This window comes from Thiomicrorhabdus sediminis (genome assembly GCF_005885815.1).
Classification (GTDB): Bacteria; Pseudomonadota; Gammaproteobacteria; order Thiomicrospirales; family Thiomicrospiraceae; genus Thiomicrorhabdus; species Thiomicrorhabdus sediminis.
Genome location: NZ_CP040602.1, coordinates 1,063,932 through 1,088,308, shown reverse-complemented (window position 1 = coordinate 1,088,308; position 24,377 = coordinate 1,063,932). Strand labels below are relative to the sequence as shown.

The 24,377-nt window shown below is 47.0% G+C and carries 25 protein-coding genes; 9 read left to right on the top strand and 16 right to left on the bottom strand.

Annotation, left to right across the window (positions count from 1 at the left end; genetic code table 11):
- Window positions 1-44 precede the first annotated feature (44 nt).
- Entirely contained in the window at window positions 45-914 is an 870-nt protein-coding gene (locus tag FE785_RS04935; RefSeq protein ID WP_138564699.1) for an outer membrane protein assembly factor BamD, read from the top strand.
- Window positions 915-1,047: 133 nt separating this feature from the next.
- Here FE785_RS04935 and FE785_RS04930 read toward each other — a convergent pair whose 3' ends face one another.
- The 3 genes from FE785_RS04930 to sucC form a co-directional block, all read right to left on the bottom strand.
- On the bottom strand, window positions 1,048-2,676 hold the full coding sequence (locus FE785_RS04930) for an NAD+ synthase (RefSeq protein ID WP_138564698.1): 1,629 nt from the start codon (window positions 2,674-2,676) through the stop codon (window positions 1,048-1,050).
- Window positions 2,677-2,783: 107 nt separating this feature from the next.
- Complete coding sequence (gene sucD, locus FE785_RS04925; protein WP_138564697.1) at window positions 2,784-3,665, bottom strand: succinate--CoA ligase subunit alpha; 882 nt, start codon at window positions 3,663-3,665, stop codon at window positions 2,784-2,786.
- Window positions 3,666-3,667: 2 nt separating this feature from the next.
- Window positions 3,668-4,831, bottom strand: coding sequence for an ADP-forming succinate--CoA ligase subunit beta (gene sucC, locus FE785_RS04920; protein WP_138564696.1), 1,164 nt, complete (start codon window positions 4,829-4,831; stop codon window positions 3,668-3,670).
- A 288-nt stretch (window positions 4,832-5,119) separates the two neighbouring features.
- Between sucC and FE785_RS04915 the strand changes: the two genes are divergently transcribed.
- Window positions 5,120-5,398: a PP0621 family protein gene (locus FE785_RS04915; protein WP_138564695.1), complete on the top strand. Its 279-nt coding sequence runs from the start codon at window positions 5,120-5,122 to the stop codon at window positions 5,396-5,398.
- Window positions 5,399-5,452: 54 nt separating this feature from the next.
- Here the strand turns inward: FE785_RS04915 and FE785_RS04910 are convergent, their stop codons facing one another.
- The 5 genes from FE785_RS04910 to FE785_RS04890 form a co-directional block, all read right to left on the bottom strand.
- Entirely contained in the window at window positions 5,453-5,896 is a 444-nt protein-coding gene (locus tag FE785_RS04910; protein WP_138564694.1) for an FKBP-type peptidyl-prolyl cis-trans isomerase, read from the bottom strand.
- Between the two features lie 24 nt (window positions 5,897-5,920).
- Entirely contained in the window at window positions 5,921-7,093 is a 1,173-nt protein-coding gene (locus FE785_RS04905; RefSeq protein WP_168188914.1) for a GGDEF domain-containing protein, read from the bottom strand.
- Window positions 7,094-7,257: 164 nt separating this feature from the next.
- Window positions 7,258-7,689 carry a hypothetical protein gene (locus FE785_RS04900; protein ID WP_138564692.1) on the bottom strand — a complete coding sequence of 144 codons (432 nt, stop codon included), beginning with the start codon at window positions 7,687-7,689 and terminating at the stop codon, window positions 7,258-7,260.
- A gap of 148 nt (window positions 7,690-7,837) precedes the next feature.
- A complete protein-coding gene (locus tag FE785_RS04895; RefSeq protein WP_138564691.1) occupies window positions 7,838-8,170 on the bottom strand; it encodes a hypothetical protein in 333 nt (110 codons plus the stop codon).
- Between the two features lie 56 nt (window positions 8,171-8,226).
- Window positions 8,227-8,607, bottom strand: a complete 381-nt coding sequence (locus tag FE785_RS04890) for a hypothetical protein (RefSeq protein WP_138564690.1) — start codon at window positions 8,605-8,607, stop codon at window positions 8,227-8,229.
- A 173-nt stretch (window positions 8,608-8,780) separates the two neighbouring features.
- Here FE785_RS04890 and FE785_RS04885 point away from each other — a divergent pair, with 173 nt between their 5' ends.
- Entirely contained in the window at window positions 8,781-10,091 is a 1,311-nt protein-coding gene (locus FE785_RS04885) for a glycosyltransferase (RefSeq protein ID WP_238696380.1), read from the top strand.
- A 162-nt stretch (window positions 10,092-10,253) separates the two neighbouring features.
- Here FE785_RS04885 and FE785_RS10870 read toward each other — a convergent pair whose 3' ends face one another.
- Window positions 10,254-10,829 (bottom strand): c-type cytochrome, encoded by a 576-nt coding sequence (locus FE785_RS10870; protein ID WP_238696378.1) that lies wholly within the window; start codon window positions 10,827-10,829, stop codon window positions 10,254-10,256.
- Window positions 10,830-11,261: 432 nt separating this feature from the next.
- Here FE785_RS10870 and FE785_RS04875 point away from each other — a divergent pair, with 432 nt between their 5' ends.
- From FE785_RS04875 to FE785_RS04850, 6 genes are all read left to right on the top strand, one after another.
- A complete protein-coding gene (locus FE785_RS04875) occupies window positions 11,262-11,537 on the top strand; it encodes a transporter suffix domain-containing protein (RefSeq protein WP_138564689.1) in 276 nt (91 codons plus the stop codon).
- Between the two features lie 204 nt (window positions 11,538-11,741).
- Window positions 11,742-13,010, top strand: coding sequence for a hypothetical protein (locus tag FE785_RS04870; RefSeq protein ID WP_138564688.1), 1,269 nt, complete (start codon window positions 11,742-11,744; stop codon window positions 13,008-13,010).
- Between the two features lie 237 nt (window positions 13,011-13,247).
- Window positions 13,248-13,988, top strand: a complete 741-nt coding sequence (locus FE785_RS04865) for an ABC transporter ATP-binding protein (protein WP_138564687.1) — start codon at window positions 13,248-13,250, stop codon at window positions 13,986-13,988.
- A 4-nt stretch (window positions 13,989-13,992) separates the two neighbouring features.
- The gene (locus FE785_RS04860) at window positions 13,993-16,356 is read left to right on the top strand and encodes an ABC transporter permease (protein ID WP_138564686.1); all 2,364 of its coding nucleotides are present in this window, start codon (window positions 13,993-13,995) and stop codon (window positions 16,354-16,356) included.
- A gap of 32 nt (window positions 16,357-16,388) precedes the next feature.
- Window positions 16,389-17,597 (top strand): efflux RND transporter periplasmic adaptor subunit, encoded by a 1,209-nt coding sequence (locus FE785_RS04855; protein WP_138564685.1) that lies wholly within the window; start codon window positions 16,389-16,391, stop codon window positions 17,595-17,597.
- Between the two features lie 40 nt (window positions 17,598-17,637).
- Window positions 17,638-18,258: a cation efflux transmembrane domain-containing protein gene (locus tag FE785_RS04850; RefSeq protein WP_138564684.1), complete on the top strand. Its 621-nt coding sequence runs from the start codon at window positions 17,638-17,640 to the stop codon at window positions 18,256-18,258.
- A 32-nt stretch (window positions 18,259-18,290) separates the two neighbouring features.
- On the opposite strand, the gene FE785_RS04845 is transcribed toward FE785_RS04850, so the two are convergent.
- The 7 genes from FE785_RS04845 to era form a co-directional block, all read right to left on the bottom strand.
- Complete coding sequence (locus tag FE785_RS04845; RefSeq protein WP_138564683.1) at window positions 18,291-19,448, bottom strand: NnrS family protein; 1,158 nt, start codon at window positions 19,446-19,448, stop codon at window positions 18,291-18,293.
- Window positions 19,449-19,494: 46 nt separating this feature from the next.
- On the bottom strand, window positions 19,495-20,415 hold the full coding sequence (locus FE785_RS04840) for a bile acid:sodium symporter family protein (RefSeq protein ID WP_138564682.1): 921 nt from the start codon (window positions 20,413-20,415) through the stop codon (window positions 19,495-19,497).
- 9 nt (window positions 20,416-20,424) lie between these two features.
- A complete protein-coding gene (locus FE785_RS04835; protein ID WP_138564681.1) occupies window positions 20,425-21,135 on the bottom strand; it encodes a DUF445 domain-containing protein in 711 nt (236 codons plus the stop codon).
- Between the two features lie 174 nt (window positions 21,136-21,309).
- Window positions 21,310-21,690, bottom strand: a complete 381-nt coding sequence (gene acpS, locus FE785_RS04830; RefSeq protein WP_138564680.1) for a holo-ACP synthase — start codon at window positions 21,688-21,690, stop codon at window positions 21,310-21,312.
- Between the two features lie 10 nt (window positions 21,691-21,700).
- Window positions 21,701-22,504 (bottom strand): pyridoxine 5'-phosphate synthase, encoded by an 804-nt coding sequence (gene pdxJ, locus FE785_RS04825; RefSeq protein ID WP_138564679.1) that lies wholly within the window; start codon window positions 22,502-22,504, stop codon window positions 21,701-21,703.
- Window positions 22,505-22,582: 78 nt separating this feature from the next.
- On the bottom strand, window positions 22,583-23,308 hold the full coding sequence (gene recO, locus FE785_RS04820; protein ID WP_138564678.1) for a DNA repair protein RecO: 726 nt from the start codon (window positions 23,306-23,308) through the stop codon (window positions 22,583-22,585).
- An 83-nt stretch (window positions 23,309-23,391) separates the two neighbouring features.
- The gene (era, locus tag FE785_RS04815) at window positions 23,392-24,366 is read right to left on the bottom strand and encodes a GTPase Era (RefSeq protein WP_138564677.1); all 975 of its coding nucleotides are present in this window, start codon (window positions 24,364-24,366) and stop codon (window positions 23,392-23,394) included.
- Window positions 24,367-24,377 lie beyond the last annotated feature (11 nt).

The window sequence follows — 24,377 nt, the reverse complement described above, 5'->3', positions numbered from 1 at the left end:
ATTTTACCTGAAACGCTTATTGTACCGAAGAGTACCGAACAAACATGAAAAAAACGCTATTACCGCTAATATTTATTGCTGCTCTTGGCCTGCAAGGCTGTTCCTCTCTAAGCTCCCTGATCGAGAAACCCGATGAAGAAAAGACCGTAGAAGAGTTCTATGTTGACGCTACCGAAGCTTTTCAGAATCAGGATTGGGAAATCGCCATTCTCAACTATGAAAAACTGAAGTCTTTCTACCCTTACGGCCCTTATGCCGAACAGACCCATTTGGAGCTGGCCTACGCCTATTATCGCTATGACGAGCCTGAATCAGCGATTTTGGAACTGGAAGAGTTTATCCGCATCTTTCCGAAACACAAGCAGCTTGCCTACGCTTATTATCTGAAAGCTTTGGCGGCCGATTCGGTGGTGCGCAGTTGGTTGGATAATTTCATTACCGATCCGGCAACGCGTGATGTCAAATCCGCAAAACGTGCTTATCAGTACTACACCGATGTGCTAAACCGTTTTCCCGACAGCCAATACGCCACCGTCTCGAGCAAACGCCTGATTATCTTGCGTAACCAGATGGCGCGCCATGAATATAAGGTGGCGCAGTTCTATATGGACAAGCAAGCCTATCTGGCAGCGGCTAATCGCGGTAAATACATTCTGGAAAACTATCCGCAAGCGGCGGTCACCATGAAAACCTTGCAGATGATGCAGCTAGCTTATGCAAAACTGGGGATGACCGATAACCTTGCCGATGTGCAGAAGGTATATGAAATCAACCAGAGTGATGACATCTATGTCATAGATGCCGACTTTAAAACCGAGCCACCAGCGAGCGCTGGCAATGCTGACAAACAGTCGAAAAAACAGGATGAATCCTGGTGGTCGAGCATGACAAGCTGGGTTAGCGATCTATTTTAAGATTGACTTAAGATCGACTCTAAGACTCGATCTCACCTAGATTGCAAACCTTTCATAACTCATTAAAAAACCCGCTTAATGCGGGTTTTTTAATGTCTGCTATTGCAAGAGTTCACCATCCAATTCGACCGCTTTATTCGCTATATCGGGAAGTGATCGGATAACGGCGGTCACGGCCATAAGCCCTTTGCGTGATCTTGATGCCCGGTGCCGACTGACGACGCTTGTATTCGCTAACATTGATCAGACGAATCACCTTATTGACCTCTTCCGGGTCAAAGCCCAGCTCGATAATCTGTTGCGGGGTTTTGTCCTGCTTAACGAATAGACGAATAATCTCATCCAATACATCATAATCCGGTAGGCTGTCCTGATCGACCTGATCCGGTCGTAATTCGGCCGAAGGTGGACGTGTGATAACGCGTTCCGGAATCACAGGTGAAAGACTGTTGCGGTATTTAGCCAAACGATACACCAAGGTTTTCGGTACATCTTTTAGTGGCGAGAAACCACCGACCATGTCGCCATACAGCGTTGAGTAACCGACCGAAACCTCACTTTTATTGCTGGTGGCAAGCACCATTTTGCCGTTTTTATTCGACAAAGCCATCAATAGGGTTCCACGGATACGCGCTTGCAGGTTCTCCTCGGTGAGGTCTTCGGACTTACCGGCAAACAGCGGAGCCAAAGATTGCTCGAAAGCTTCATACATCGGTTCGATCGGCACGGTATGATAGGACACCTGCATGGTTTCGGCCTGTTTGGCGGCATCTTCTTTGGAGATATCCGCGGTATAACGAAACGGCATCATTACCGCCTCGACCTTGTCCGCTCCCAACGCATCCACGGCAATGGCTAAAGTCAGTGCCGAATCGATACCACCGGATAGACCTAACAACACCCCCGGAAAGCCATTCTTGCTGACATAGTCATAGACACCCAGTTTCAAGGCTTCATAAATGCGCGCTTCGCCATGAAAAATTTGCGCTTGCTCTCCTTGCATCACCTCAACCGAGTCAACCTGTTTTTCAAGTTTAACCGCCGTTAAGGCCTTTTCGAATTGCGGACTTTGCACCATGACTTCACCCGTAGATGAAATCGCAAAAGAGCCGCCATCAAACACCAAATCGTCCTGCCCACCAACTTGGTTGACATAGATAATCGGGCGTTTAATCTCATCGACACGACGCTGCAAGGTGGCGATGCGGTCTTGATGTTTTTCTTCCGAAAACGGTGAGGCGTTCAGATTGAGAATCACCTCGGCACCAGCCTCTTTTGCCTGTGTACAAGGTGAGATTTTCCAGATATCTTCACAAATCAATAAACCGAAACGAATTCCTTTATATTCGATAACACAAGGCTGGTGACCTTCGGTGAAGTAACGCTGTTCATCGAATACGCTGTAATTCGGCAGATTCTGTTTGATATAGCTGGCTTTGATGGTGCCTTTATGGATCCAGGCCGCCATATTGAATCGCTCACCCAGGTCATCCATCATCGGGTAGCCGACAACACAAACAATATCATTCAGCTCATCGCACAACTTGCCGAGCGCTTGCTCTATTTGCGGGTATAAACCATTGCGCAACAATAGGTCTTCTGGCGGGTACCCCAGCAGCGTCATTTCCGGAAAGACGATAATATCGGCATGAAACTGATCCTTGGCCTGCTCGGCTGCTTTGATAATACGATGTACATTGCCATCGATATCACCGACAACCGGATCGATTTGTCCCATTACCACTGTGACTGCTTCAGTCATGACTCACCTATTCACTGTATTACTGAGTTAACGGCTCAGTCCATGCGTTGCACTGAAACCGTTAAAAGAAAAGACCTCAAGCTTGATGCTTGTGCACGCACCAAGACTTATGCCATCATCGACTGCATTGCCGCACCGAGATCGGCCGGAGAAGAAACGATTTTCACGCCTGCGGCTTCCAGCGCGGCGAACTTGGCCTCGGCCGTGCCTTTACCACCGCTGACAATGGCACCGGCATGACCCATTCGCTTACCGGCAGGAGCGGTCACACCGGCAATATAAGCGACCACCGGTTTGGTGACATAGGCTTTAATAAATTCGGCCGCGTCTTCCTCGGCCTGACCACCGATTTCACCGACCATAATAATCCCTTCGGTCTGCGGGTCTTCCTGGAACAGTGTCAAACAATCGATAAAGTTCATGCCTTGAATCGGGTCACCACCAATACCGACACAGGTCGACTGTCCCAGACCGTTTTGTGTGGTCTGGTGCACCGCTTCATAGGTCAAGGTACCTGAACGCGATACAATACCGATTTTGCCCGGCAGATGGATATGCCCCGGCATGATTCCGATCTTACAGCCATTGCCGTCATTGGCCGGAGTAATCAACCCCGGGCAATTAGGTCCGATCAAATAGGCATCGGATTTATCCAAAACGGCGCGCACTTTAAGCATATCGGCAACCGGAATGCCTTCGGTGATACAGGTAATCACTTTGATTCCGGCATCGATCGCTTCGATAATCGAGTCGGCGGCAAATGCCGGTGGTACATAAATCATCGAAGCATCGGCACCGGTCTGGGCAACCGCTTCCGCGACAGTATTAAATACCGGCAGTCCCAAATGGGTCTGACCGCCCTTACCAGGCGTCACCCCACCAACCATTTTGGTGCCATAGGCAATCGCCTGTTCCGAGTGAAAGGTTCCCTGCTTACCGGTAAAGCCTTGGCAGATTACTTTAGTATCGCTGTTAATTAAAATACTCATGCCTATGCTCCTGCCACTTCAACAACTTTTTTCGCCGCATCGGCCAAACCGTCGGCGGTAATAATGTCTAAACCACTCTGCGCCAACTTCTGCTTACCAAGCTCGACATTGGTACCTTCCAGACGCACGACTACCGGAATACTCAAACCGACTTCCTGTACCGCTTGGATAATCCCTTCGGCAATCAAATCACAACGCACAATACCACCAAAGATATTGACCAGAATCGATTTGACATCTTCAGAAGACAAAATCAATTTAAAGGCTTCGGCAACACGCGCTGGTGTCGCGCCACCGCCCACATCCAAGAAATTGGCTGGATTACCGCCGTTGAGCTTGATCAAATCCATGGTCGCCATCGCCAGACCGGCACCATTTACCATACAACCGATATCACCATCGAGAGCGATATAGTTCAATTGGTGCTCCGAGGCTTTCGCTTCACGCTCGTCTTCTTGCGAGAAATCGCGCATTTCCACCAACGCCGGTTGACGGTATAAGGCATTGGAATCGATATTGACCTTGGCATCCAGCGCAAACAATTCATTATCGCCGGTTAACACCAATGGGTTGATCTCCAGCTGCGACACATCCTTATCCAAAGCGAGCTTATAGAAAGCCTGCATCATCTGTCCCAACTGTTTGAAGGCACTGGCTTTCAGCCCCAACGCAAAACCGACTTCACGACACTGATAAGGCATAACCCCGACGGTAGGATCGATATGAACACTAATGATTTTTTCCGGCGTTTTTTCCGCTACCTCTTCAATGTCCATACCACCGGCTGCGGAAATCACAAAGGTATGAGTACGGCTAACACGGTCGACCAATAGGCTTAAATAGAGTTCGGCCTGAATATCCAATGTCTGCTCAATCAAAAGGCTGTTAATCGGCAGTTTTTTACCCGCGGTCTGGATCGTCGCCAGCGAGCTCCCCAATAACTCTGAGGCCACTTGCTTGGCTTCGTCTGCGGATTTGACCAACTTAACGCCACCTGCCTTACCACGGGCTCCGGCATGAATCTGCGCCTTGACTACCCAAGCATCGCCACCAACATTGGTCAACGCCTGCTGCAGTTGATTTAAATCAGTAATAAGTTCGCCTTTAGGTACGGCAATACCGTAGTCGCTAAATAACGCCTTGGATTGGTATTCATGTAAATTCATTGTGTTATCTCTTGTCTCCGGCATCATAAAACAGTTCCAATAAAGCACTTAGGCTCGGGCTTGACTGGATTCCTGTTTCGGCTTTACGCTGGATCAGTAAAAGTCTGATTTTTGGCCTTGTCGATGGGTATTGACCGGCTTTGTGAAAATTGCGTTTATTGTATGATTTTTAGGGGCTGATTGCATCAAGTATGCAACCAGAAAGCTGCAAATTACGTTAAAATTGGAAATAAAGCGAAAGCCATTGTCGCTTTTAATAATTTTTCAGCTTAATTTAAGGTCGCTACAGTGAGAGCAGTCGTATTTCTATTATTGGTCGTTTTGGTGTTTTTGATTGTGCGTTTTACGCTCAACCGGATCATTGCCATTCGTGAACAACAAAACCGTGAAAATCAGGCTGGGAATGAAAATCAGAACAACTCAAGCCAGTCCTCTGCCAATGGTGAAATGGTACGCTGCGCGCAATGCGGTGTGCACCTACCGCAATCCGAAGCCTATTATGACGGCAAGGATACCTTTTGCAGTGAAGGCCATATGAAGGCTTACCATCATGAGCATCAATCCTGAGCAGCCATATTCTGAGCAGGACCTTTCGCTCTGACAATCAATCGCTCTTAACAATCAATCGTTATAAATCGCCTCGATGGTCACGGTAAAGATTACCGTTGCACCGGCCAATGGATGATTGAAATCAATCAACACCTTGTCATCCTGAACTTCATGCACGGTTCCGGGAATCTCTTCACCGGTTGGGGTATTGAAACCGATAACATGACCGACTTCCAAAGCCATATCCGCCGGAAAATCACCACGACTCATGGTTTGCACATTGTCCGGATCAGGCATACCGAAAGCACGTTCCGGCGATAAGCTCAATTTAGCTTGAGTACCCAACTCCAGACCGACCAGAAGCTGTTCTAGGTTAGAGACAAAAGTACCGTCACCGATAGTAAAGCGAAACGGTTGACCTGGTTCCGATTCCTCCACCAAAGTCCCGTCTGCAAGTTCCAATTTAAAACTGATGGCGATATCGCTATTTTCACCAACTACAGGTAATTGAGTCATTGTTCAGCCCTTTTCCAATTTGATTTATGCTTTGCTCTTTGCCGTTTTCGCCTTGCTGGTTTTAGCCGCCGCTTTCGCTTTGGAAACCACCACTCGATTTCGACCTGTACGCTTGGCTCTATAAAGTCCTTCATCGGCGAACTTCATCACCTGTTGCGGGGTCTGATGCTGCCCATCCGGTTCGGCCACGCCCATACTGATGTGGACATTGACCGTTTTCGGCGCTTTTTTCGATTTTTTATCTTTATTATCGATTGTCACCACTTGATGAGCCACCGCCAAACGCAGTCGATCCAGCTCAGGCAAGACCTGCTCCGGCGTTTTGCGCGGAAACAGCAAGGTGAATTCCTCCCCCCCGTAACGATAGGCTTTACCGCCTTGCACCGTATCCAACGTCTGGGCGACCATTTTCAACACCTTGTCACCAATATCATGCCCATAGGTATCGTTAAACTGTTTGAAGTGATCGATATCAACCATTGCCAGACTATAGCGTTTACCAAGCCCCATAAAGGATTCCATTAAGGCACGGCGCCCGCGCAAACCGGTCAGTTCATCGGTATAAGCAATATGATGAGCATCGAATATCAAAGCCAACAGCACCATAAATGCGACCAGTGTCAACACCCAAGCCAACAACCCGGGCTGCATTGATTGATTGATGGCAAAAGCGCTCAACAGCACGGCAAACAGACAAACATGAGTAAAGACCCGCAAACTGTTTTGCAGATATAACTGTAGTGAAATCACAAAACCGGCCAATAGAAACATCAAAGAAGCGGCAAAGCTCAAATGATAGATTTGCTGTCCGGCCATCACCGGTAGTGTCAGCCATTCCACCCAAGCCAGTGGCAGTTCCGTCATCAACCAATAGACAGTAAGCGCTTGTGCGCCAACTAACCCGGCGATAAAAAAGTTATAACCCAGATGCTGCACTCCTCTTTCCGGCAATAATAACCAAAGCAGGAGATTAAGCGGTAACAGAAAACTCAACAGGGCCAACATCAGAGTTTGCCCGATTGATGTCGGCTCACTCAGGTTGAATAGAGTAAATAGCGTGTGCAAGGCCAATAAGGACAGCAGTATCAATAACGGCTGCATTCGGTTAAGCCAGATACTGATAAAAGCGGCAACGAAAATCATTGCATAGGGAGCGAATTCAATTAAAGACAGCCAGGTTTGTGGCCATTTGAGCATGGCGAAACTTTGCCAAATGGCTAGACCACTGAGCAAAACCATCCAAAGATAGTGGCGAGTTAGAATATTAATAAGCGGATCTCTTTACAACCAATCGAAACACAAACATTGTCGACAAGGCTGTCACATTGATCTATAGCGCTTATCGACATCGTCAAGGTGAATTAGCTTTTACCGAAAAGACTGAATGGCTCTTCCGGCACATCGGCGCATTGAATTTGCCATTCCAACTTATAGCTACAGTTCATCTCGCCATAACATTGCTCGGCGGAGTAGGCAAATTTGCCCATTTTACGCGCATTTCTTGAAAGGTAGATATAGCCCTGCGGACAGACTTCACGTGACTCGATACGCAGTGCCCAACTGTCCAGACTATTAACCGGTTCATCAAAACTTTGCGCTAGGAAAAACTGATCCTGCTTTAACTGCTTAACCTCGACATCGGCAATTTTTCGTTGCATCGATTCCCCCACGGAAACGACACCATGCCCGACTGAATCAATACCGCTGGTAACGGTTGAACAAGCACTTAAACTCAGTGCTGCACCTGAAAAAAGACTGATAAGAATTCCAGTTTTTAAAGTGTTGGTTAGCATTTAGACACTCTTTATTGGTTTGATATTGTTAATCGCACTGTTCAATACAGGCTAAGCCAGCCATATTAAGCTAACTATATTCACTAGCGGCCTTAATCATAGCAGAATTGGCACCCGATGCTAATTCAAAATGCGAATTCAAAGGGTATTATTTGCTTTTGAGAATTTTCTCTTCTTTGGTGCCGATTTCGGCAATCACATAACAAAGATTGGTATGCACTTTCTTGCCATCGACCAAAAATGACGTACCGTTAACATCCTCGATATTCAAACGCACATCACCACGATAGACCTTGATCAATTGTCCGGTCATACAGCTATAAAGCTCAACGCTTCGATCTAGGCCAACCCAGTCGGATTGGATGTTTTTCGCACTATTGGCAACCTTCTCACAACCACTTAATAACGATACCGAAATTAAGGCCGTAAGGACCAGCGCTGTTTGTAAAAAAGGGTTTGCTAAAGCCTTTTGAGATTTCATAAATTCGCTCCAATTATCGGCGGCAACTCTATAACGCAATAGAACCGATTCATTCATTAATCTGGAATACCGTGTTCATCCGATGACGGTTGTTCGGGGTTTTTCGCGCTTTGTTTGATATCTTCCCAGGCTTTGACATAAGTCTCTTTATCGGCCAATTTTTTCACATCAGACAATTGCGCTTCATCAGGGTTATCTTCTCTATTCCATTCCTGTTTAACGCTTTGTGATCCATCAGAGGCGGCATCCTTAGTAGCATCCCAGGCATCGGAAGCGCCCTCTTTGGTCGCACTCCAAGCGTCAGCTGCCACTTCCTTGGTTTTATCCCACCAATCCGCCTGTGCGGTCGGTACCAAACATAGGCCCAACAGCATTACTGCCGACAAGCTTTTGAAAGACTTTATTTTTTTATCAAATGGTTTCTGTTTAACAGCCATTATTTGCTCCTAGCGCTACAAAACAATGGTTTTATCTTACCCCATAAGAGCAAATTAACAAGCCATCAAGTTTTAAAACACCGTTACAATAAGCCATTGGAGGGAGCATTGTCATACATACCTTTTAATGTACTTTGACATCGTTAATTTTTATCAAAACATTCGAGAATACTTTGAGTCACAATAATAAGCTACTGATTATCGGTTATGTTTGGCCTGAACCGAACTCTTCCGCCGCCGGCAAACGTATGATGCAGCTAATAGAACTGTTTCAGCAAAACCAGTGGCAGATTATTTTCGCCAGCCCGGCCAACCTAGGCGAGCACCGCCATGATTTAGGCGCCCTTGACATAACGGAACAGCAAATAACCGTCAACGACAGTGCCTTTGATGATTTCATCAAAGACCTAAAACCCGACGTAGTCATTTTCGATCGTTTTATGATGGAAGAGCAATTTGGCTGGCGTGTTGCCGAACATTGTCCGAAAGCAATACGAATTCTCAATACGGAAGACCTGCACAGTTTGCGCGACATTCGCCATAAACTGCTAAAAAAGCGGTTATCAGCGCAGACCGCCCCGAATCTCAATATCGATTTATCGACACTGGGATTAGACACCCCTGACCAACTGATGCCTCTATTTGCCACAAGTGACTTGGCAAAGCGAGAAATCGCCGCGATTTATCGCAGTGATTTAACGCTGATGATTTCAGAATTTGAACTGCAGTTATTGCTACAACGTTTTGGCGTAGCTGAACCGTTTCTCAATTACCTGCCTTTTCAATTTGCCAAAGGCAGTTCGACTAGCCGTGTCAATGACGGTTTTGAACAGCGCGATCACTTTATCAGTATCGGTAATTTTCGCCATGCGCCTAACTGGGATGCGGTACTCTGGCTCAAGCAGGAAATCTGGCCATTGATTCGTCAACAGCTGCCGCAAGCGCAACTGCATATCTATGGCGCCTATTTACCGCCCAAAGCAAGTGCATTACATAATGACCAACAAGGGTTCTTGATTAAAGGCTGGGTCAAAGATGCCGAAAAAGTGATGCGCCAAGCTCGTGTCTGTGTGGCACCGCTGCGCTTTGGCGCCGGCATAAAAGGCAAACTGGCTGATGCCATGCGTTGCGGAACGCCTTCTGTGACCACCTTGATCGGCAGCGAAGCGATGCAATCTCATGACATCTCTTGGCCGGGCGCCATTGCCAACCAGGCGGAGGATTTTGCCCAAAAAGCCATTGCGCTTTATGGCGACAAAACACTATGGCACAAGTCGCAAAGTAATGGCTATCAACTCTTCAGCCAACGTTTTTTAGATAAAACACCCAGTGAACAATTCTGGCAGCAGCTGACAAGTATCCAAAGCAACCTGCAACAACACCGACAAGCCAATTTCATTGGTGCCATGCTCAATCATCACCATCACAAAAGCACGCAGTACATGGCGCAATGGATTGAAGCGAAAAACGCCTTAAAAACCTGACCACATTAACGGTGATCTATTGGATGCAAAATATTCCATTTAGCTTGTCTATAAAAGTCGTATATGAAAAAGGCCGCATAAAACGGCCTTTTCACTGCACACAGTCAAACCGACTGCATTTTATAAAACCACTTTGGGCTTTGTGTAATTATTATAATCGTTTTATTTCGCACCGATAAAAGCGGCAATCGCTTCCATCTGCTCCGAACTCAAACCTTGAGCCATTGGTGCCATCATTCCTGTCATAGGCCCCATTTGCTCACCGGCTTTATACTTTTCCAGTTTCGCGACAATATCTGCCGGAGCCTGATTATTCAGTTGCGGCCCAACACCACCTTCGCCATTAGCACCATGACAACCGATACAAGTTGAATAGGCTTGCTGTCCATTGACACCAGCAGAAGCCGTTTCGGTTGAAGCTTCAACAGCCGCTTGCGCATCTTCAACCACTTCTTTGGTCATGGCTTCGGCTTTTTCGACCGTTTCCGCTACCGCTTCTTCAGCTTGTTTGACTTGCTCTTCAACCTTTTCGATAACCACTTCAGGCTCTAATGTCGCTTTAGGGGTTGCCTCAGGTTCAGGCTGTTTGACGGCCATGGTGTTTTGTGAACTTTGTGAGGTTTCTGCCGCTTTTTGTGCATCGTCATTGTCGCCAGAGCAACCGCTTAAAACTAAACTTCCGCTAAGCAGAAGCATTGCCAGTGTAGAACCTGCTGTTACATTAAAACGCGTTTTCATGTCGTATCCTTTTTTAATCATTCATGCTAATCAACTTGATTAAGTGATTCATATTGGAGTCCGATCTTCACCCGGCCAATCACCAGTCATGGCAAAATATTTTAAGCTGTCCCCGAATAGGCAACCCCTTTTGATTTGCGCCTATTGCACAAACATAATAAAGGCATGGATCACAGCGCCAGATTACATATCAGTTATCTTTAAAGCTCGTAGCAAATCAGGTCAATTGCTAAGATTACTAACAACTTTCCTTAAAATTGTACGCTTCCAGTTTAAGACCCTTTCCAAGCACTGGCAAGCCCAACACCGAAAACATTATGTAGATAGCATTGAGTATGCACGATTTAGTTTCTGCAAACGGCCGATAAATTCCTTAGAATAGCGCTCAATCCAGTTAAACACTTTCATTTTCAGACTTAAGGCAAACACTCCATGACCGACTCTACAGAACAGACGGATAAACGCCATAAAATTATCGCTTTTGGCCTAATGGCTTTATCCACCCTACTTTGGCTGATCGCCTTAGCGATTCCATTTCTCGACTACAGCTTGACCGACAGCGCCTGGATTATCGCGACTTTGATCGTTGTCGCCGAGGTGCTTTTTTATATAGCGATCTGGGTACTGGGCAAAAAACTATGGCACAAATACAAAAGCCAAATCATGGTCAAGCTGCAACAATTAAAAGACGATGCCAGTTCGAAATAAAAACAAATTCGCCCTCTAAATAATTATCAATATTCATTTTTTGTCAAATCGGTCGTTAACCCTATATGTAAATGAATTTAGCGAATCAACTCTCTCGCCAAATTCAGTATCGCAAAAAATAAAAACAGATAAAAACAATAAAACAAGCATCGACCACTAGGGAAATTATTCTTTTTTAATCTTATTAAAAACGGATGGTTTCTTATGAAAATTCTCGACCAGAACCTCAATATGAGTGCCCAGCACTCAGCATCACAACAACTCTATCAGCATGTCAGCCGCGAGCGTTTTATTAACGGCCAACTTGTTGAGAGAAACGAATTACAACAACAGCAAAACGCGGCGCAACAAAGTGCCTTGTCAAAAAGCCAAGGCACGCAAAAGCTCAGCGACAGCATCCCCGAGTGGCGTTGGCTCAAAGAGAAGCAGCCAGAATGGTTTGCCGGCAAAGAAAACCGCTTTGATAACCTAAACAGTGCCGGGCTGCGCATTCAACGTGATCAGACTCAGTCCAGCACTCATCTGACACTGCAGAGCACAAACCATACAAGCGAAAAAACGGACACCGACAAACCTCGTCTTCCAGCACATCTGGTAAAAATGCTTGAGGTGGTTGAGGCGATGATGGAACGTTTTACCGGTAAACCTTTTAAAATTTCGGTATATGGCTATGAACGCAGTGACAGTGCGCAATCAAATCACAAACACTCATGGATAGGCAGTCGCGAGTTTTATGCGCAATTTAAGCAAGCAGCGCAAAAGCTGGATCAGAATTTCGACATCAATGGACAACGACAGCTCGCAACGACCTCGGGGCAGCGCCTGCAATTTCAACAGACCTATCAAGAACTGGAAACCAGTCGTTTTCAAGCAAAAGGCCATGTTACCACCGCCGATGGACGTCAAATCGATTTTAATATGGACATGCTGATGCAGCGCCAATTTATCGATAAACAATCCCTCACTATCGAACAAGGCGTGGTTTTTAAAGACCCTTTAGTGGTCAACTTCGGCGGTCAACCGGCGCAACTTACCGTTGACAAATTCGCATTTGATATCGATGCGGACGGCAACAGTGAAGCCGTCTCTTTTGTCGCTAAGGAGTCCGGTTTTTTGGCTTTGGATAAAAACCAAGATGGTCAAATCAATAACGGTGCCGAGCTGTTTGGTGCCTTAAGCGGTCAGGGGTTTGAAGAACTGTCCGCTTATGATGATGATAATAACGGCTGGATTGATGAAAACGATGCGGTTTTCTCACAACTGCAGATTTGGCATCAAACCACACAGGGTTACAAGCAACTCTCCGGGTTGCTGGAACTGAATATTGGTGCCATCTCCTTGGAGCACGCCGCCACCCCGTTTGCTTTAAAGGATGAAAACAACCAACAACATGGCCGAGTCACCGACACTGGCATCTATCTGCAGGAAGATGGTAAAGTCGGCTCCATTCAACAAATCGATCTGGTGGTATAGGCACTCTTTTGTCTATTTCGCCTGCCTCCAACCTGAACAGCTTTCAGCAATCATCGCAAAGTGCGGCGATTGCTGAATACTTTCTAATAAATATCATCTTTTAAAGGTTTTATTCAACACTTAATTTATGAAGCCTTTTTGATTTGTCGCTCTAAGCCCTGACCAACACCACATAAACTATGGTTTTTTTAGCCTGTTTCGCTATACTGAAAGCAGACAAAGCTAGGTTGGAGTGGTATGACAGATACAGCGGCAACAGTCTTTCAAATGCAGGCCGTCACCAAAATCTATCAGATGGGTGAAGTGCAGGTACACGCGCTGCGTGGTATTGATTTATCCCTATACCAAGGTGAACTGGCGGTATTATTAGGCGCATCCGGTAGCGGCAAATCGACACTATTGAATATTCTCGGTGGTTTGGATACACCGACATCGGGTGAAGTGTGCTATTACAACAATCAAACCACCCCGGCGCAAAGCATTGAACTGACACAAGCGAGCGAGTACGAACTTACCGAATACCGCCGTTTCAATGTCGGTTTTGTGTTTCAGTTCTATAATCTGATTCCCAGCCTGACCGCGCGCGAGAACGTCGCCATCGTCACCGAAATCGCCAAACAACCGATGACACCGGAACAAGCGCTGTCATTGGTGGGCCTAAGCGAGCGACTCGATCACTTCCCGGCACAACTCTCCGGTGGTGAGCAACAACGCGTGGCGATTGCCCGCGCCATTGCTAAAAACCCCGATGTTTTGCTTTGTGATGAACCCACCGGTGCCTTGGACTCACAAACCGGCATCAAGGTCTTGGAAGCTCTTGAACACGTCAATCACGAGCTTGGTACCACCACCGCCATCATTACCCATAATGCCGGCATTGCCCAAATGGCAAACCGAGTGATTCAGTTGTCCGACGGGCAAATCACCCATATTCAAAGCAATGACCATCGTTTGGCGGCCAAAGAGTTGAGTTGGTGAGCGCATGCAGGCGATAGACATTAAATTATGGCGACAACTTTGGAATATGCGCATGCAAGCGATCGCCATTGTTATGGTTATAATCAGTGGCGTATCGATTTTCATTATGTCGCTGAGCACCTATGACTCGCTCTATGAAACGCGCGCCAATTATTATCAGCAACACAACTTCGCCGAAGTCTTCGCCTCGCTCAAACGTGCGCCACAATCGCTGGAAAAACGCATTGCCGAAATCCCCGGTGTGGACAAGGTGGAAACCCGTGTGGTCACCTATGTCAATCTACAGATCGATGGCTATGATGAACCGGTCAGCGGCCATTTGATTTCCATTCCGGCACAAAGTCGCGGCAAACTTAATCGCATTTATCTGCGTGATGGACGCCTTACCGAACAGGGTCGTGACAACGAAATAATCGTCAGCGAAGAATTCGCCGCCGCCCATAAACTCAAACAAGGCGATAAAATTCGTGCCACCATCAATGGACGGCAAAAGTCACTCAACTTGGTAGGTACCGCCCTGTCACCGGAATATATCTACCAGATTGCTCCCGGTGCGATGTTTCCCGACTATAAAAGCTATGGCGTCATGTGGATGAATCGCAAACCGCTGGCAAGCGCCTACGATATGCAAGGCGCTTTTAACAATGTCTCGCTGACGCTGACTCGTGGCACCAATCCCCAAGATGTCATTGACCGTCTCGATAATCTGCTTGCCGATTACGGCGGTATCGGCGCCTATGCGCGCAGAGACCAACTCTCCAACCGTTTCCTCAGCGAAGAGCTGAAGCAGCTGAAAAATATGGCGACCATGTTTCCAATCATCTTTTTTGCCGTTGCCGCGTTTTTATTGAATGTCGTGATCAGTCGCCTGATTGCACTTGAACGTGAACAGATCGCCACCTTGAAAGCTTTCGGTTATTCCAATTTCGAAGTCGGTCTGCATTACAGCAAACTGGTGATGATGATTGTCGCTATGGGGGTTGTACTGGGGGTGATGGTCGGCATCTGGATGGGCAAAGGCTTAAGCCAGCTGTATCAAGATATCTACAGCCTACCGTTTATGCATTACCAACTCAATGCCGACATTATTGCCTGGGCGGCCTTCATCAGTTTTGCACTCGGCATTATCGGCACCCTCTATGCGGTTAAAAATGCCTCGCAAATGCCACCTGCGCAAGCGATGCGTCCGGAACAGCCGGCAGACTATAAACCGACGATCATCGAACGTTTAGGCTTGCAAAAACGCTTATCACAACCGACTCGTATGGTGTTGCGTCATCTCGAACGCCGCCCTGTGAAAGCCTTATTGACCACTATCGGCATCAGTATGGCGTGCGGCATTATGATGGTCAGCCATTTTCAGGAGAGCGCCATCAACGAAATGATCGATGTGCAATATAAACTCAGTCAGCGCGAAGACTTTATGGTGCTTTATTCCGAGCCGGCCAGCCAGAATTCGCTGCATTCACTACAAGCCTTGCAAGGCATCGATTATGCCGAAGGGTTCCGTAGTGTTAATGCCAATATCCGCTTTGAGCATCGAGAATACCGCACCAATGTCAACGGTATGCCCGATAATGCCAAGCTTACCCGTCTGCTCGATAATGAGCTCAATAGCATCACCCTGCCCGAAGAAGGTGTCATTATCACCAACTATCTCGCCAAGCTTCTACAGATAAAGCCCGGTGACATGCTCACCATTGAGGTGCTTGAAGGTCGCCGTCAGATTTTGCAGATACCGGTTGTCGGCACCGCCAAACAGTATCTGGGAATCAATGTCTATCTGCGCCGCTCTACCCTTAACCGTCTCTTAAAAGAAGGCAATGTCATCTCCGGCGCTTATCTCAAGGTAGATAAACTGCACCATAAATCGGCTTACGCCAAGCTCAAGGAGATGCCGCGTATAGCCGGGGTCGTGGTGCAACAATCGGCCATAGAAGGTTTCTACGAGACCATGGAAGACACTATTCTGTTCTTTTCGTTTATCAGCACCCTGCTCGGTGCCAGTATCGCCTTTGGGGTCATCTATAACAGTCTGCGCATAGCCCTATCGGAACGTAACCGCGAATTGGCAAGTTTGCGGGTTTTAGGGCTGCATCGTAGTGAGGTTGCCTATATCTTGCTCGGCGAGCAGGCCTTATTGACGCTCATCGCCATTCCACTCGGCTTTGTGGTCGGCTATGGTCTATGTGGTTATCTCGCGGTCAGTTTTGATAGCGATCTTTATCGCATCCCTCTTATTCTCGAAAAAGAGGTCTACGCATTCGCCGCATCGGTAGTGATAGTTTCTTCAATGGTTTCTGCTGTCATGATATGGCGCAATCTGGCGCATCTTGATATGGTAGCGGTATTAAAGGCAAAAGAATAACCCTAGGGTTATCGTTAAACAAAGGCAAAGCGATGTTTACCACCTTAAAAAATCATCCTGGCATTTTTTGGACCAGTCTACTGATTATCGGCTTGTTGGTTTGGGGCTTCTGGCCTAAACCGGTGCTGGTGGAAAGTGTTCATGTGAAAACCGCGCCTTTACAAGTCAATATCGAGGAAGACGGACAAACCCGTGTTATTGACCGTTATATCATTCGCGCACCGGTTGCCGGCATGACCTGTCGCATGCACTTAAATGTAGGTGATACGGTACAAAGTGAGCAGACATTGCTCAATATCACCCCATTGGAATCACCGGTATTGGATTCACGCAGTCGCGCTCAGGCCGAGGCTCAGGTGGCGGCGGCAAAAGCGGCCTTAAAATCCAGCAAACAGCAAGCCCAAGCCGCCAAAGCCAATGCCGAATTGGCGTTTGCCGAATTTCAACGTTATCAGTCTTTATTACAAAAAGGTCTGGTCTCTCAAGACAGCTTTGATCGCGCCAAGACCCAATCGCAAACCGCTCAGGCACAACAGCGCTCGGCAGATTTTCAGGTAGAGGTTGCTAATTACGAATTGCAATCGGCGTTGACCTCATTGCAATATTCAGGCAGCAACAAAACCACCGATAGCAATGAAAAGCTGGCAATCAAATCACCGATTAACGGCAAGATTTTGAAGGTCTCACGTGAATGCGAAGGTCCGGTTGCCACAGGTGAAGCCTTGCTTGAAGTCGGCAATCCGCAAGCATTGGAAATCGTCGTCGATGTTTTATCCGCCGATGCGGTGAAAATTCATCCGGGCATGAAAGTATTACTGGAACGCTGGGGAGGAGAGAATACACTTGAAGCGGTAGTTCGTCAGGTAGAACCGATCGGCTTCACCAAAGTCTCCGCTTTGGGTGTTGAAGAGCAGCGCGTGTTGGTGATTTCCGATTTCATCTCGCCTGCCGAACAATGGCAAAGTTTGGGTGATGGCTACAGTGTCGAGGCTAAATTCATTCTTTGGCAGGATGATGAAGTTTTACAGGTGCCATCAAGCGCCCTGTTCCGTTACCAAGACGGTTGGGCGGTATTTGCCATCGATAACAATACGGCAAAACGCCAAGTTGTCAGCATTGGTCAACGTAATGGCTTAAGTGTGCAAATACTTGAGGGCTTAAATGAAAATCAAACCATTATCAACCACCCAAGTGAAGCCATCGAAGACGGTACGGCTATCCAGATCAGATTAACGAATTAATACGCATCGATTAAAGAGGACAAAACTCTGAGGAATGATTATGTCTTGCAATTGCGGCAGTGAACAATCGGATAGTTTGGAACGCCACACTTTACTGTGGTTATTGGCTATCAACGCCGTCATGTTTGTCGTTGAACTGGGTTTGGGCTGGTATGCCCAATCTACCGGTTTGATCGCCGACTCCTTGGATATGCTTGCCGATGCCATGGTCTATGGCCTGTCGCTCTATGCTGTCGGCAAAAGCCTGACCATGAAAGCCAATGCAGCACAACTCAGCGGTTATCTGCAAATATTATTGGGCCTTGGAGTGATATTAGAAGTATTGCGCCGCTGGTGGTTTGGTAGCGAGCCGCAAAGCGACCTGATTATGATTGTCGCCTTTATCGCCCTACTTGCCAACCTTACTTGTATGGCATTGATTGCCAAACATCGCAATGGCGAGGTGCATATGCGTGCTTCATGGATATTCTCCACCAACGATGTCATCGCCAACCTGGGCGTCATGGTTTCCGGTGCATTGGTGGCCCTGTTTGCCAGCCGTTATCCGGATTTGATTATCGGCGGCATTATCGCCGCGCTGGTAATTCGCGGTGGCTTTAGAATTCTGGCAGAAGCGAAAAATACTAAATCACAAATGAAAACCAGTTGCTGTAGCTCTTAATCGAGACACTCTCGATCCCTAGCGCGGCAAAATCATAAACGAATGCCGTGGTCTTTAAGCGGATTAACTCGAGTTAGAATCGGCCAATAAATTACCGACAGTAACAAGAAGCCCAGTATCCAACCCCACTGGCTAACCTGAATCCAGAGTGAATAATTCGCAGCATCTAGCAATGGCAACAACACTCTAAAAAGGGCAGCAACAACCAACAACACAAATACGAGCAACAAAGCGCGCGGCGGTTCAAACACATTACGGTTGGTATGGCCTAAAGAGATTCTGGCCATAATGGATGAGCATAGCAAACCGATGCCTCCTGCCGCCAGCGCGTGAATCGCTAATGACAAGGTAACCATACCTAAGCCATAGAAACCGAATAACAGCATGCCGATAATCATAAAACCATAGGACAGATACAACGGCCAGATCAGCAATACCGTCCAAATTTTAGCGTGATACCAGTTATACCAGCGCAGTGAATGAAAGACAGCCAACGGAAACGCAATTACAGAAACCATCCAAGCAGGCAGCCAGCTTTGCAGTAACAACGCAACCATCAATAAAAGAAAACCGGCAATCGCCAAACGATCCAACCATTTCGGGTTTTTAAACTCTGCTAGAGCAAAGGCCTTTTCGGTAAAAAATGGCATCAGACGGCGCATCATCGTCAGGTTAATGGCTAAAATCAAAAACAGTCCGGCAACTAGGCTAGTCAACACATCAATCTGCAAATAACCCAAGGCACTGCCATAGAACAGAGCATTGGTCAGAATCAATAACAAAAACTTAATCGACAAGCCGCTCTGCTGCCATTGCTTGGTTTTAATAATCGGTATGGAGAAGTGTAGCCAAAGACCGATATTGAAAGCGATATCAATCAGCATGAGCGCAAACAAATCAACATCGAAAAAATAGCCTATACGAGCAGCCAGCCAAAGCAGAAACAGTGCTGCCAATCTGATTCCCGAGGCAGAGTTTAATCCGGTCCAATTCATCACTGCGGTCAGTAAAAAACCTGTGATGGTCGCTAATGCATAACCATAAATCATTTCATGACCATGCCAAATCATGCTGTCGATACCGGAAAAACTCACCTGCTGCTGATAACTCAGCCACCAGAAAAACATTGCCAAAGCCGAGAACAGGCCACCTGCTAAGAAAAACGAACGGAAAGCACGGTTGAAGAACATAAAGAATCCTTTGCTTGCGTTATTTGGAACGAGTCGCTAAATCTTGCTAAGGGTTTTGCGAGTGCCTTTGCGAGTACCTTTGCCAAAAGGCGGCAAAAATCGAACCTGAGATATTGTGCCAAACGCTGAATATTGCTCCCGGCAAGGCACTGGCGGCACCGAAATATTTAATCGCTAGCGCGACACTTAAACCGGAGTTTTGCATTGCCACTTCTATCGCCACGGTTCTGGCAACCACCGAATCATAGCCTAGTTGGATACTGACAAAATACCCCGCTGCCAAACCGATCAGATTATGCAGCATTACCGCCAATAGCAGAGCGATACCGATATTCGCCATATTGTTGGCATTCAATGCCACGACTATGGCGATGATCAATAGGATCGTTGCCACCGAAATCAAGGGGAACAGCTTCAAGGCGACTTCACTCTGCCTATGGAAAAAGCGGTTGATGATCATACCGATAATCAGTGGCAACAATACGATTTTCACCATCATCCAGAGCATCGAACCTGCCGGAACATCGACCGTCTGATCGAGATAAAGCCATGTCAGCATAGGTAACAATACCACTGCGGCCAAAGTGGAAATCAAGGTCATACTCACCGATAAGGCGACATCACCTTTGGCCAGATACGCCATCACATTGGATGCGGTGCCGCCTGCTGTCGCACCGACCAGAATCATGCCGATCATCCATTCAGTCGATAGATTGAACGCTAGCGACAACAACCAAGCGGATAAAGGCATAATCACAAACTGCAAACCGACACCGATTGCAACCAGCTGTTTTTTCTGCCAGACGGCGACAAAGTCGTGCCATTTCAGACTTAGCCCCATGCCGAGCATGACCAGCGTCAGCAATGGTACAATCCAAGACTTTAAAGCGGCAAACAGTTCGGCAAACCAAAAACCGAGCACCGCAGCAAGCAACGCTAAAATGGGAAAACTGCGCACAATAAGCATAAAGTCGAGTTACACCAGAGGAATGACTAGAGCGGAAATCAGACCGATCAAACCACCGAATACACCACCCCAGACGACCAGCCAGCCCAAATGCTCACTGATCATCTGTTGTACCATTTGCTTGACCAATTGCGGTGTCAATTCCTCTAAACGAGCTTCGACAATCTGTTCGACTTGAGATCGAATATCCGCCATCACATCCGGCTGGTCGATTTCATCCTGCAACAATTGATGAAAAGAATCCTGCTGCGTCATTTCAATCAATGAGGCCTGCATATTCTCGATAAACGGCTCTTTTAAAGGCTCCAACGCCCCGGCACCACCAAACATACCGAGCATGGAACCGAAAGAAGAGTTCATAATCACTTCCACCAAACGGTCATAAGCCGGAGACAGATCGACCTTTTCAATCACAGGCTGCAAATTAAAATGCGATTTTTCGGTAGAATTGGCAACAAACCGGTCGATATTTTCCTGATTGAAAAACTGTTCCATCATCAAGTTTTGAATCGCATTTTTGAATTCTTCAAAACGCGCAGGAATCACACCGGAACCGACCAGGCCCGGCACCTTTTCAAACAACATGTGCACGGCCAGCCAGTTGGTTAAGGCACCGGATAACGCGAATAGACCAACCATTAAAACAATATCGTTTTCTATCGCAACACCAACTGCCAATAGAGCCAGAGATAAAAGATTCGTTAATTGAGATTTATTCATTTTTTTAATCCATGAAAGTTAAAAACAGCTTACGTGCCTCATTTTGTTGATATTTCAGAGCGTAGCGAGAAGTTCGGTAGCTAGGCAAAAAGCTTGTGAAAAGGATGAATTTACTGATAGTAAATGATTCCTTTGAACAAGGTTTTAACAACGCTGCAGAGTTTCGCAGTAGCCCTATCGAGACTCAGCGATTACGAATGCTACCGTGTGGTGTTTCTCATCACTGACACTTATCGCCCAGTCGCTAATGCCCAGTTCATTGGACTTATCCAGGGTGGTGCCGGCTAAAACCAGATAGGGTTGACCACTGTCTTTATGGGCGATGGTCATATCTTTAAACCGCACGCCTTGAGCAATACCGGTACCCAAAGCTTTGGAAACCGCTTCTTTTAACGCCCAACGCTTCGAGAGATAATTTTCCGGATGCAACTGGTGTTGAAATTCCAGCAATTCCGTTTCGGACAGCAAACGTTCTGCAAAGGCTTGTGATTGCTTTTGATAAACTTTGGCGATGCGCTCGACATCGACAATATCCGTACCGATACCGACAATCATATCGACTACCTCAGCAACAAGATGATTTATCTGTTGAACAACAATCCTCAGATTGCGTCGAACAGCAATCTTGCAGATAGGCCTGCTGACGCGCTTCAACCATTAGACGTTTCATCTCTTTGACCGCTTCCGGCAGTCCGGAATAGATGGCTTGCGCGATAATGGCATGACCGATATTGAGCTCTTCGATTACCTTAATCGCGGCAATCGGCTGTACATTGTGATAATGCAGACCGTGACCGGCATTGACCACAAGTCCCAAACGATGAGCATATTCGGCCGCATGACGAATGCGTTCAAGCTCGGCGGCCACTTCAGCTGGCTTTTCCAATTCGGCATAGGTACCGGTATGCAACTCAATCACAGGCGCCCCAACTTCTTTGGCCGCTTCAATCTGCGCTTCATCCGGATCAATAAACAAAGAGACTCGACATCCAGCTTCTGCCAATCGTGCACAAACCTTGGTCAACCACTCTTTTTGTCCTAGTACATCCAAACCGCCTTCGGTGGTCAGCTCTTCTCGTTTTTCCGGCACCAGGCAGATATCTTCCGGCTGAACCGCACAAGCAATCTGCACCATCTCTTCAGTGGCGGCCATTTCCAGATTCACTTTGGTTTGACGAACCTGTGCGATACGCAGCACATCTTCATCCTGAATATGACGACGATCTTCTCGCAAGTGCAAGGTAATGCTGTCGGCTCCGGCCATTTCAGCATCCAACGCCGCTTTGATCGGATCCGGATAACGTGTTCCGCGAGCCTGACGTAAAGTGGCGACGTGATCAATATTCAAACCTAAAAAAATCGGATTCATTGCTTGTGTCCTTTAGTGATAAAAGCAAATTAATGTTTAATGAAAGTCTTCACAAAATAGTCGTTTCACCGTGAGGGTTTAACGACCTTTTGCAAATAACTCTCTGGCCATAATCGGTTTATTGCCTAAATATAGCGCCAAAACCTGACGAAAAAGGCGTTTCAGACTGCTTAAACAGTCCGGTTCATAATGCATTCGCGCCAGCGCCAATAAACATTTGCCCTGCAGCGCTATGCCGTTTCTTAATTTATCTTGCGACGCCAAAATCGCACCCTGTTGAGGATAATAAAAATATTCTGAATCTTCATCTATAGGCTGTTGATAGTAATCCAGTTCACACTGCAAACCTTCACCCATATACTGCAATAATTGATATTCAAACTGGCGTAACGCCCAGGCCTGCTGTTCGCGTTGCGGTGTACGGCTCAATTGGTAAAGCGCCTGCTGATAATCATCAACCAGTCCCTCAATAGCCACTTGCGGAAACAATAAACGATATAACAGTTCATTCAGATAGAGTCCGCAGATATTGGCTTCGCCCTGCAGGGGAAAACGCAGTGCCGCCATTTCCAACTCTTGGATACTGAAAAGGTCACTGGCTTGATTACGCTCGCGCCACTGAATCACGACTTGCTGAAACGGTTGTAACATCGCCATTTTCTGAGCGCTCGGCTTGCGTCCGCCGCGAACACCGCGAACCACCGCATTGATTTTGCCGTAGTCCTCGGTCAAAAAAGTCACCAAGGCACTGGTTTCCTTATAAGGTCGTGAATGCAATACATAGGCGCTTTGTTGTATCTGCATAGCTAAAAAACCTGTCACCTCTTTTCGACTTTACACAGCGTTTCATTGGCGTTTGCCGGCGCTAATCCAGCATGGCCATAAAATTAACGGCTATGGTTGTCGTCATATCCCAGACTGGCTAAAGCACGTGCATCATCCGACCAGTTTTCTTTGACCTTAACCCAAAGTTCAAGGTGAACACGGGCATCCAATAGATGGATCAGGTCTTTACGTGCCTGCGTCCCCATTTTTTTAATCAATTCGCCTTTTTTACCGATGACGATCTGTTTTTGACCAGCGCGTTCAACCAAAATCAAAGCGTTGATCAACCAACGCCCTTCTTCTTCATCAAACTCGAAGCGTTCGATTTCAACGGTAGAGCCGTAAGGCACTTCTTCACCCAAGGTACGCATCAATTTTTCACGAATGATTTCCGCCGCCAGAAAACGGGTCGAACGGTCGGTAATATAATCATCGGCGAAAATCGGCGGCTGCTTTGGCAGGTACTTCAGTACTTCGGCTTCAATATCGCTCAGGCCGATTTTCTTATAGGCGGAAACCGGAATTAACGCATCCATTTTAACTTCTTCGGAAAGCTGTTGAATAAACGGAAACAGCTCCTGCTTGTCTTTGAACTTATCCACCTTATTGACCAAAACAATCACCGGCAGCTCAAGGTGCTGCAGTTTTTTGGCAACCGCCTGATCTTCTTTGGTCCAACGCCCGGCTTCCACCACAAACAACACCACATCGACATCGGCAAAAGCGCTGTTGGCAGTACGGTTCATATAGGTGTTGATGGATTTCTGTCCTCCCAGGTGCATACCCGGTGTATCGACAAAAATAATCTGATGACTGTCGGTGGTATGAATACCGTGAATACGGTGACGAGTGGTTTGCGGTTTAGGCGAGGTGATGCTCAGCTTCTGCCCAAGCATCTCATTCATAATGGTGGATTTACCGACATTGGGGCGACCGATAACCGCCGCAAAACCGGATTGGTAATCGCTACTGACAGCAGACTGTTCGTCTTGCCCGGCAGCTAGAATCTCTTCTAATGATAATTCTTTATCTGACATAGATTTCTCTT

What these genes read in the sequence shown, in the direction of transcription:
- FE785_RS04845 (WP_138564683.1), bottom strand. Translation starts at nt 19,448, where the DNA reads ATGTTCTTCAACCGTGCTTTCCGTTCGTTTTTCTTAGCAGGTGGCCTG.
- FE785_RS04890 (WP_138564690.1), bottom strand. Translation starts at nt 8,607, where the DNA reads ATGGCTGTTAAACAGAAACCATTTGATAAAAAAATAAAGTCTTTCAAA.
- sucD (WP_138564697.1), bottom strand. Translation starts at nt 3,665, where the DNA reads ATGAGTATTTTAATTAACAGCGATACTAAAGTAATCTGCCAAGGCTTT.
- sucC (WP_138564696.1), bottom strand. Translation starts at nt 4,831, where the DNA reads ATGAATTTACATGAATACCAATCCAAGGCGTTATTTAGCGACTACGGT.
- FE785_RS04855 (WP_138564685.1), top strand. Translation starts at nt 16,389, where the DNA reads ATGTTTACCACCTTAAAAAATCATCCTGGCATTTTTTGGACCAGTCTA.
- FE785_RS04865 (WP_138564687.1), top strand. Translation starts at nt 13,248, where the DNA reads ATGACAGATACAGCGGCAACAGTCTTTCAAATGCAGGCCGTCACCAAA.
- FE785_RS10870 (WP_238696378.1), bottom strand. Translation starts at nt 10,829, where the DNA reads ATGAAAACGCGTTTTAATGTAACAGCAGGTTCTACACTGGCAATGCTT.
- FE785_RS04875 (WP_138564689.1), top strand. Translation starts at nt 11,262, where the DNA reads ATGACCGACTCTACAGAACAGACGGATAAACGCCATAAAATTATCGCT.
- FE785_RS04860 (WP_138564686.1), top strand. Translation starts at nt 13,993, where the DNA reads ATGCAGGCGATAGACATTAAATTATGGCGACAACTTTGGAATATGCGC.
- FE785_RS04935 (WP_138564699.1), top strand. Translation starts at nt 45, where the DNA reads ATGAAAAAAACGCTATTACCGCTAATATTTATTGCTGCTCTTGGCCTG.
- FE785_RS04850 (WP_138564684.1), top strand. Translation starts at nt 17,638, where the DNA reads ATGTCTTGCAATTGCGGCAGTGAACAATCGGATAGTTTGGAACGCCAC.
- FE785_RS04840 (WP_138564682.1), bottom strand. Translation starts at nt 20,415, where the DNA reads ATGCTTATTGTGCGCAGTTTTCCCATTTTAGCGTTGCTTGCTGCGGTG.
- acpS (WP_138564680.1), bottom strand. Translation starts at nt 21,690, where the DNA reads ATGATTGTCGGTATCGGTACGGATATTGTCGATGTCGAGCGCATCGCC.
- FE785_RS04895 (WP_138564691.1), bottom strand. Translation starts at nt 8,170, where the DNA reads ATGAAATCTCAAAAGGCTTTAGCAAACCCTTTTTTACAAACAGCGCTG.
- FE785_RS04900 (WP_138564692.1), bottom strand. Translation starts at nt 7,689, where the DNA reads ATGCTAACCAACACTTTAAAAACTGGAATTCTTATCAGTCTTTTTTCA.
- FE785_RS04835 (WP_138564681.1), bottom strand. Translation starts at nt 21,135, where the DNA reads ATGAATAAATCTCAATTAACGAATCTTTTATCTCTGGCTCTATTGGCA.
- pdxJ (WP_138564679.1), bottom strand. Translation starts at nt 22,504, where the DNA reads ATGAATCCGATTTTTTTAGGTTTGAATATTGATCACGTCGCCACTTTA.
- FE785_RS04905 (WP_168188914.1), bottom strand. Translation starts at nt 7,093, where the DNA reads ATGCTCAAATGGCCACAAACCTGGCTGTCTTTAATTGAATTCGCTCCC.
- era (WP_138564677.1), bottom strand. Translation starts at nt 24,366, where the DNA reads ATGTCAGATAAAGAATTATCATTAGAAGAGATTCTAGCTGCCGGGCAA.
- FE785_RS04910 (WP_138564694.1), bottom strand. Translation starts at nt 5,896, where the DNA reads ATGACTCAATTACCTGTAGTTGGTGAAAATAGCGATATCGCCATCAGT.
- recO (WP_138564678.1), bottom strand. Translation starts at nt 23,308, where the DNA reads ATGCAGATACAACAAAGCGCCTATGTATTGCATTCACGACCTTATAAG.
- FE785_RS04930 (WP_138564698.1), bottom strand. Translation starts at nt 2,676, where the DNA reads ATGACTGAAGCAGTCACAGTGGTAATGGGACAAATCGATCCGGTTGTC.
- FE785_RS04870 (WP_138564688.1), top strand. Translation starts at nt 11,742, where the DNA reads ATGAAAATTCTCGACCAGAACCTCAATATGAGTGCCCAGCACTCAGCA.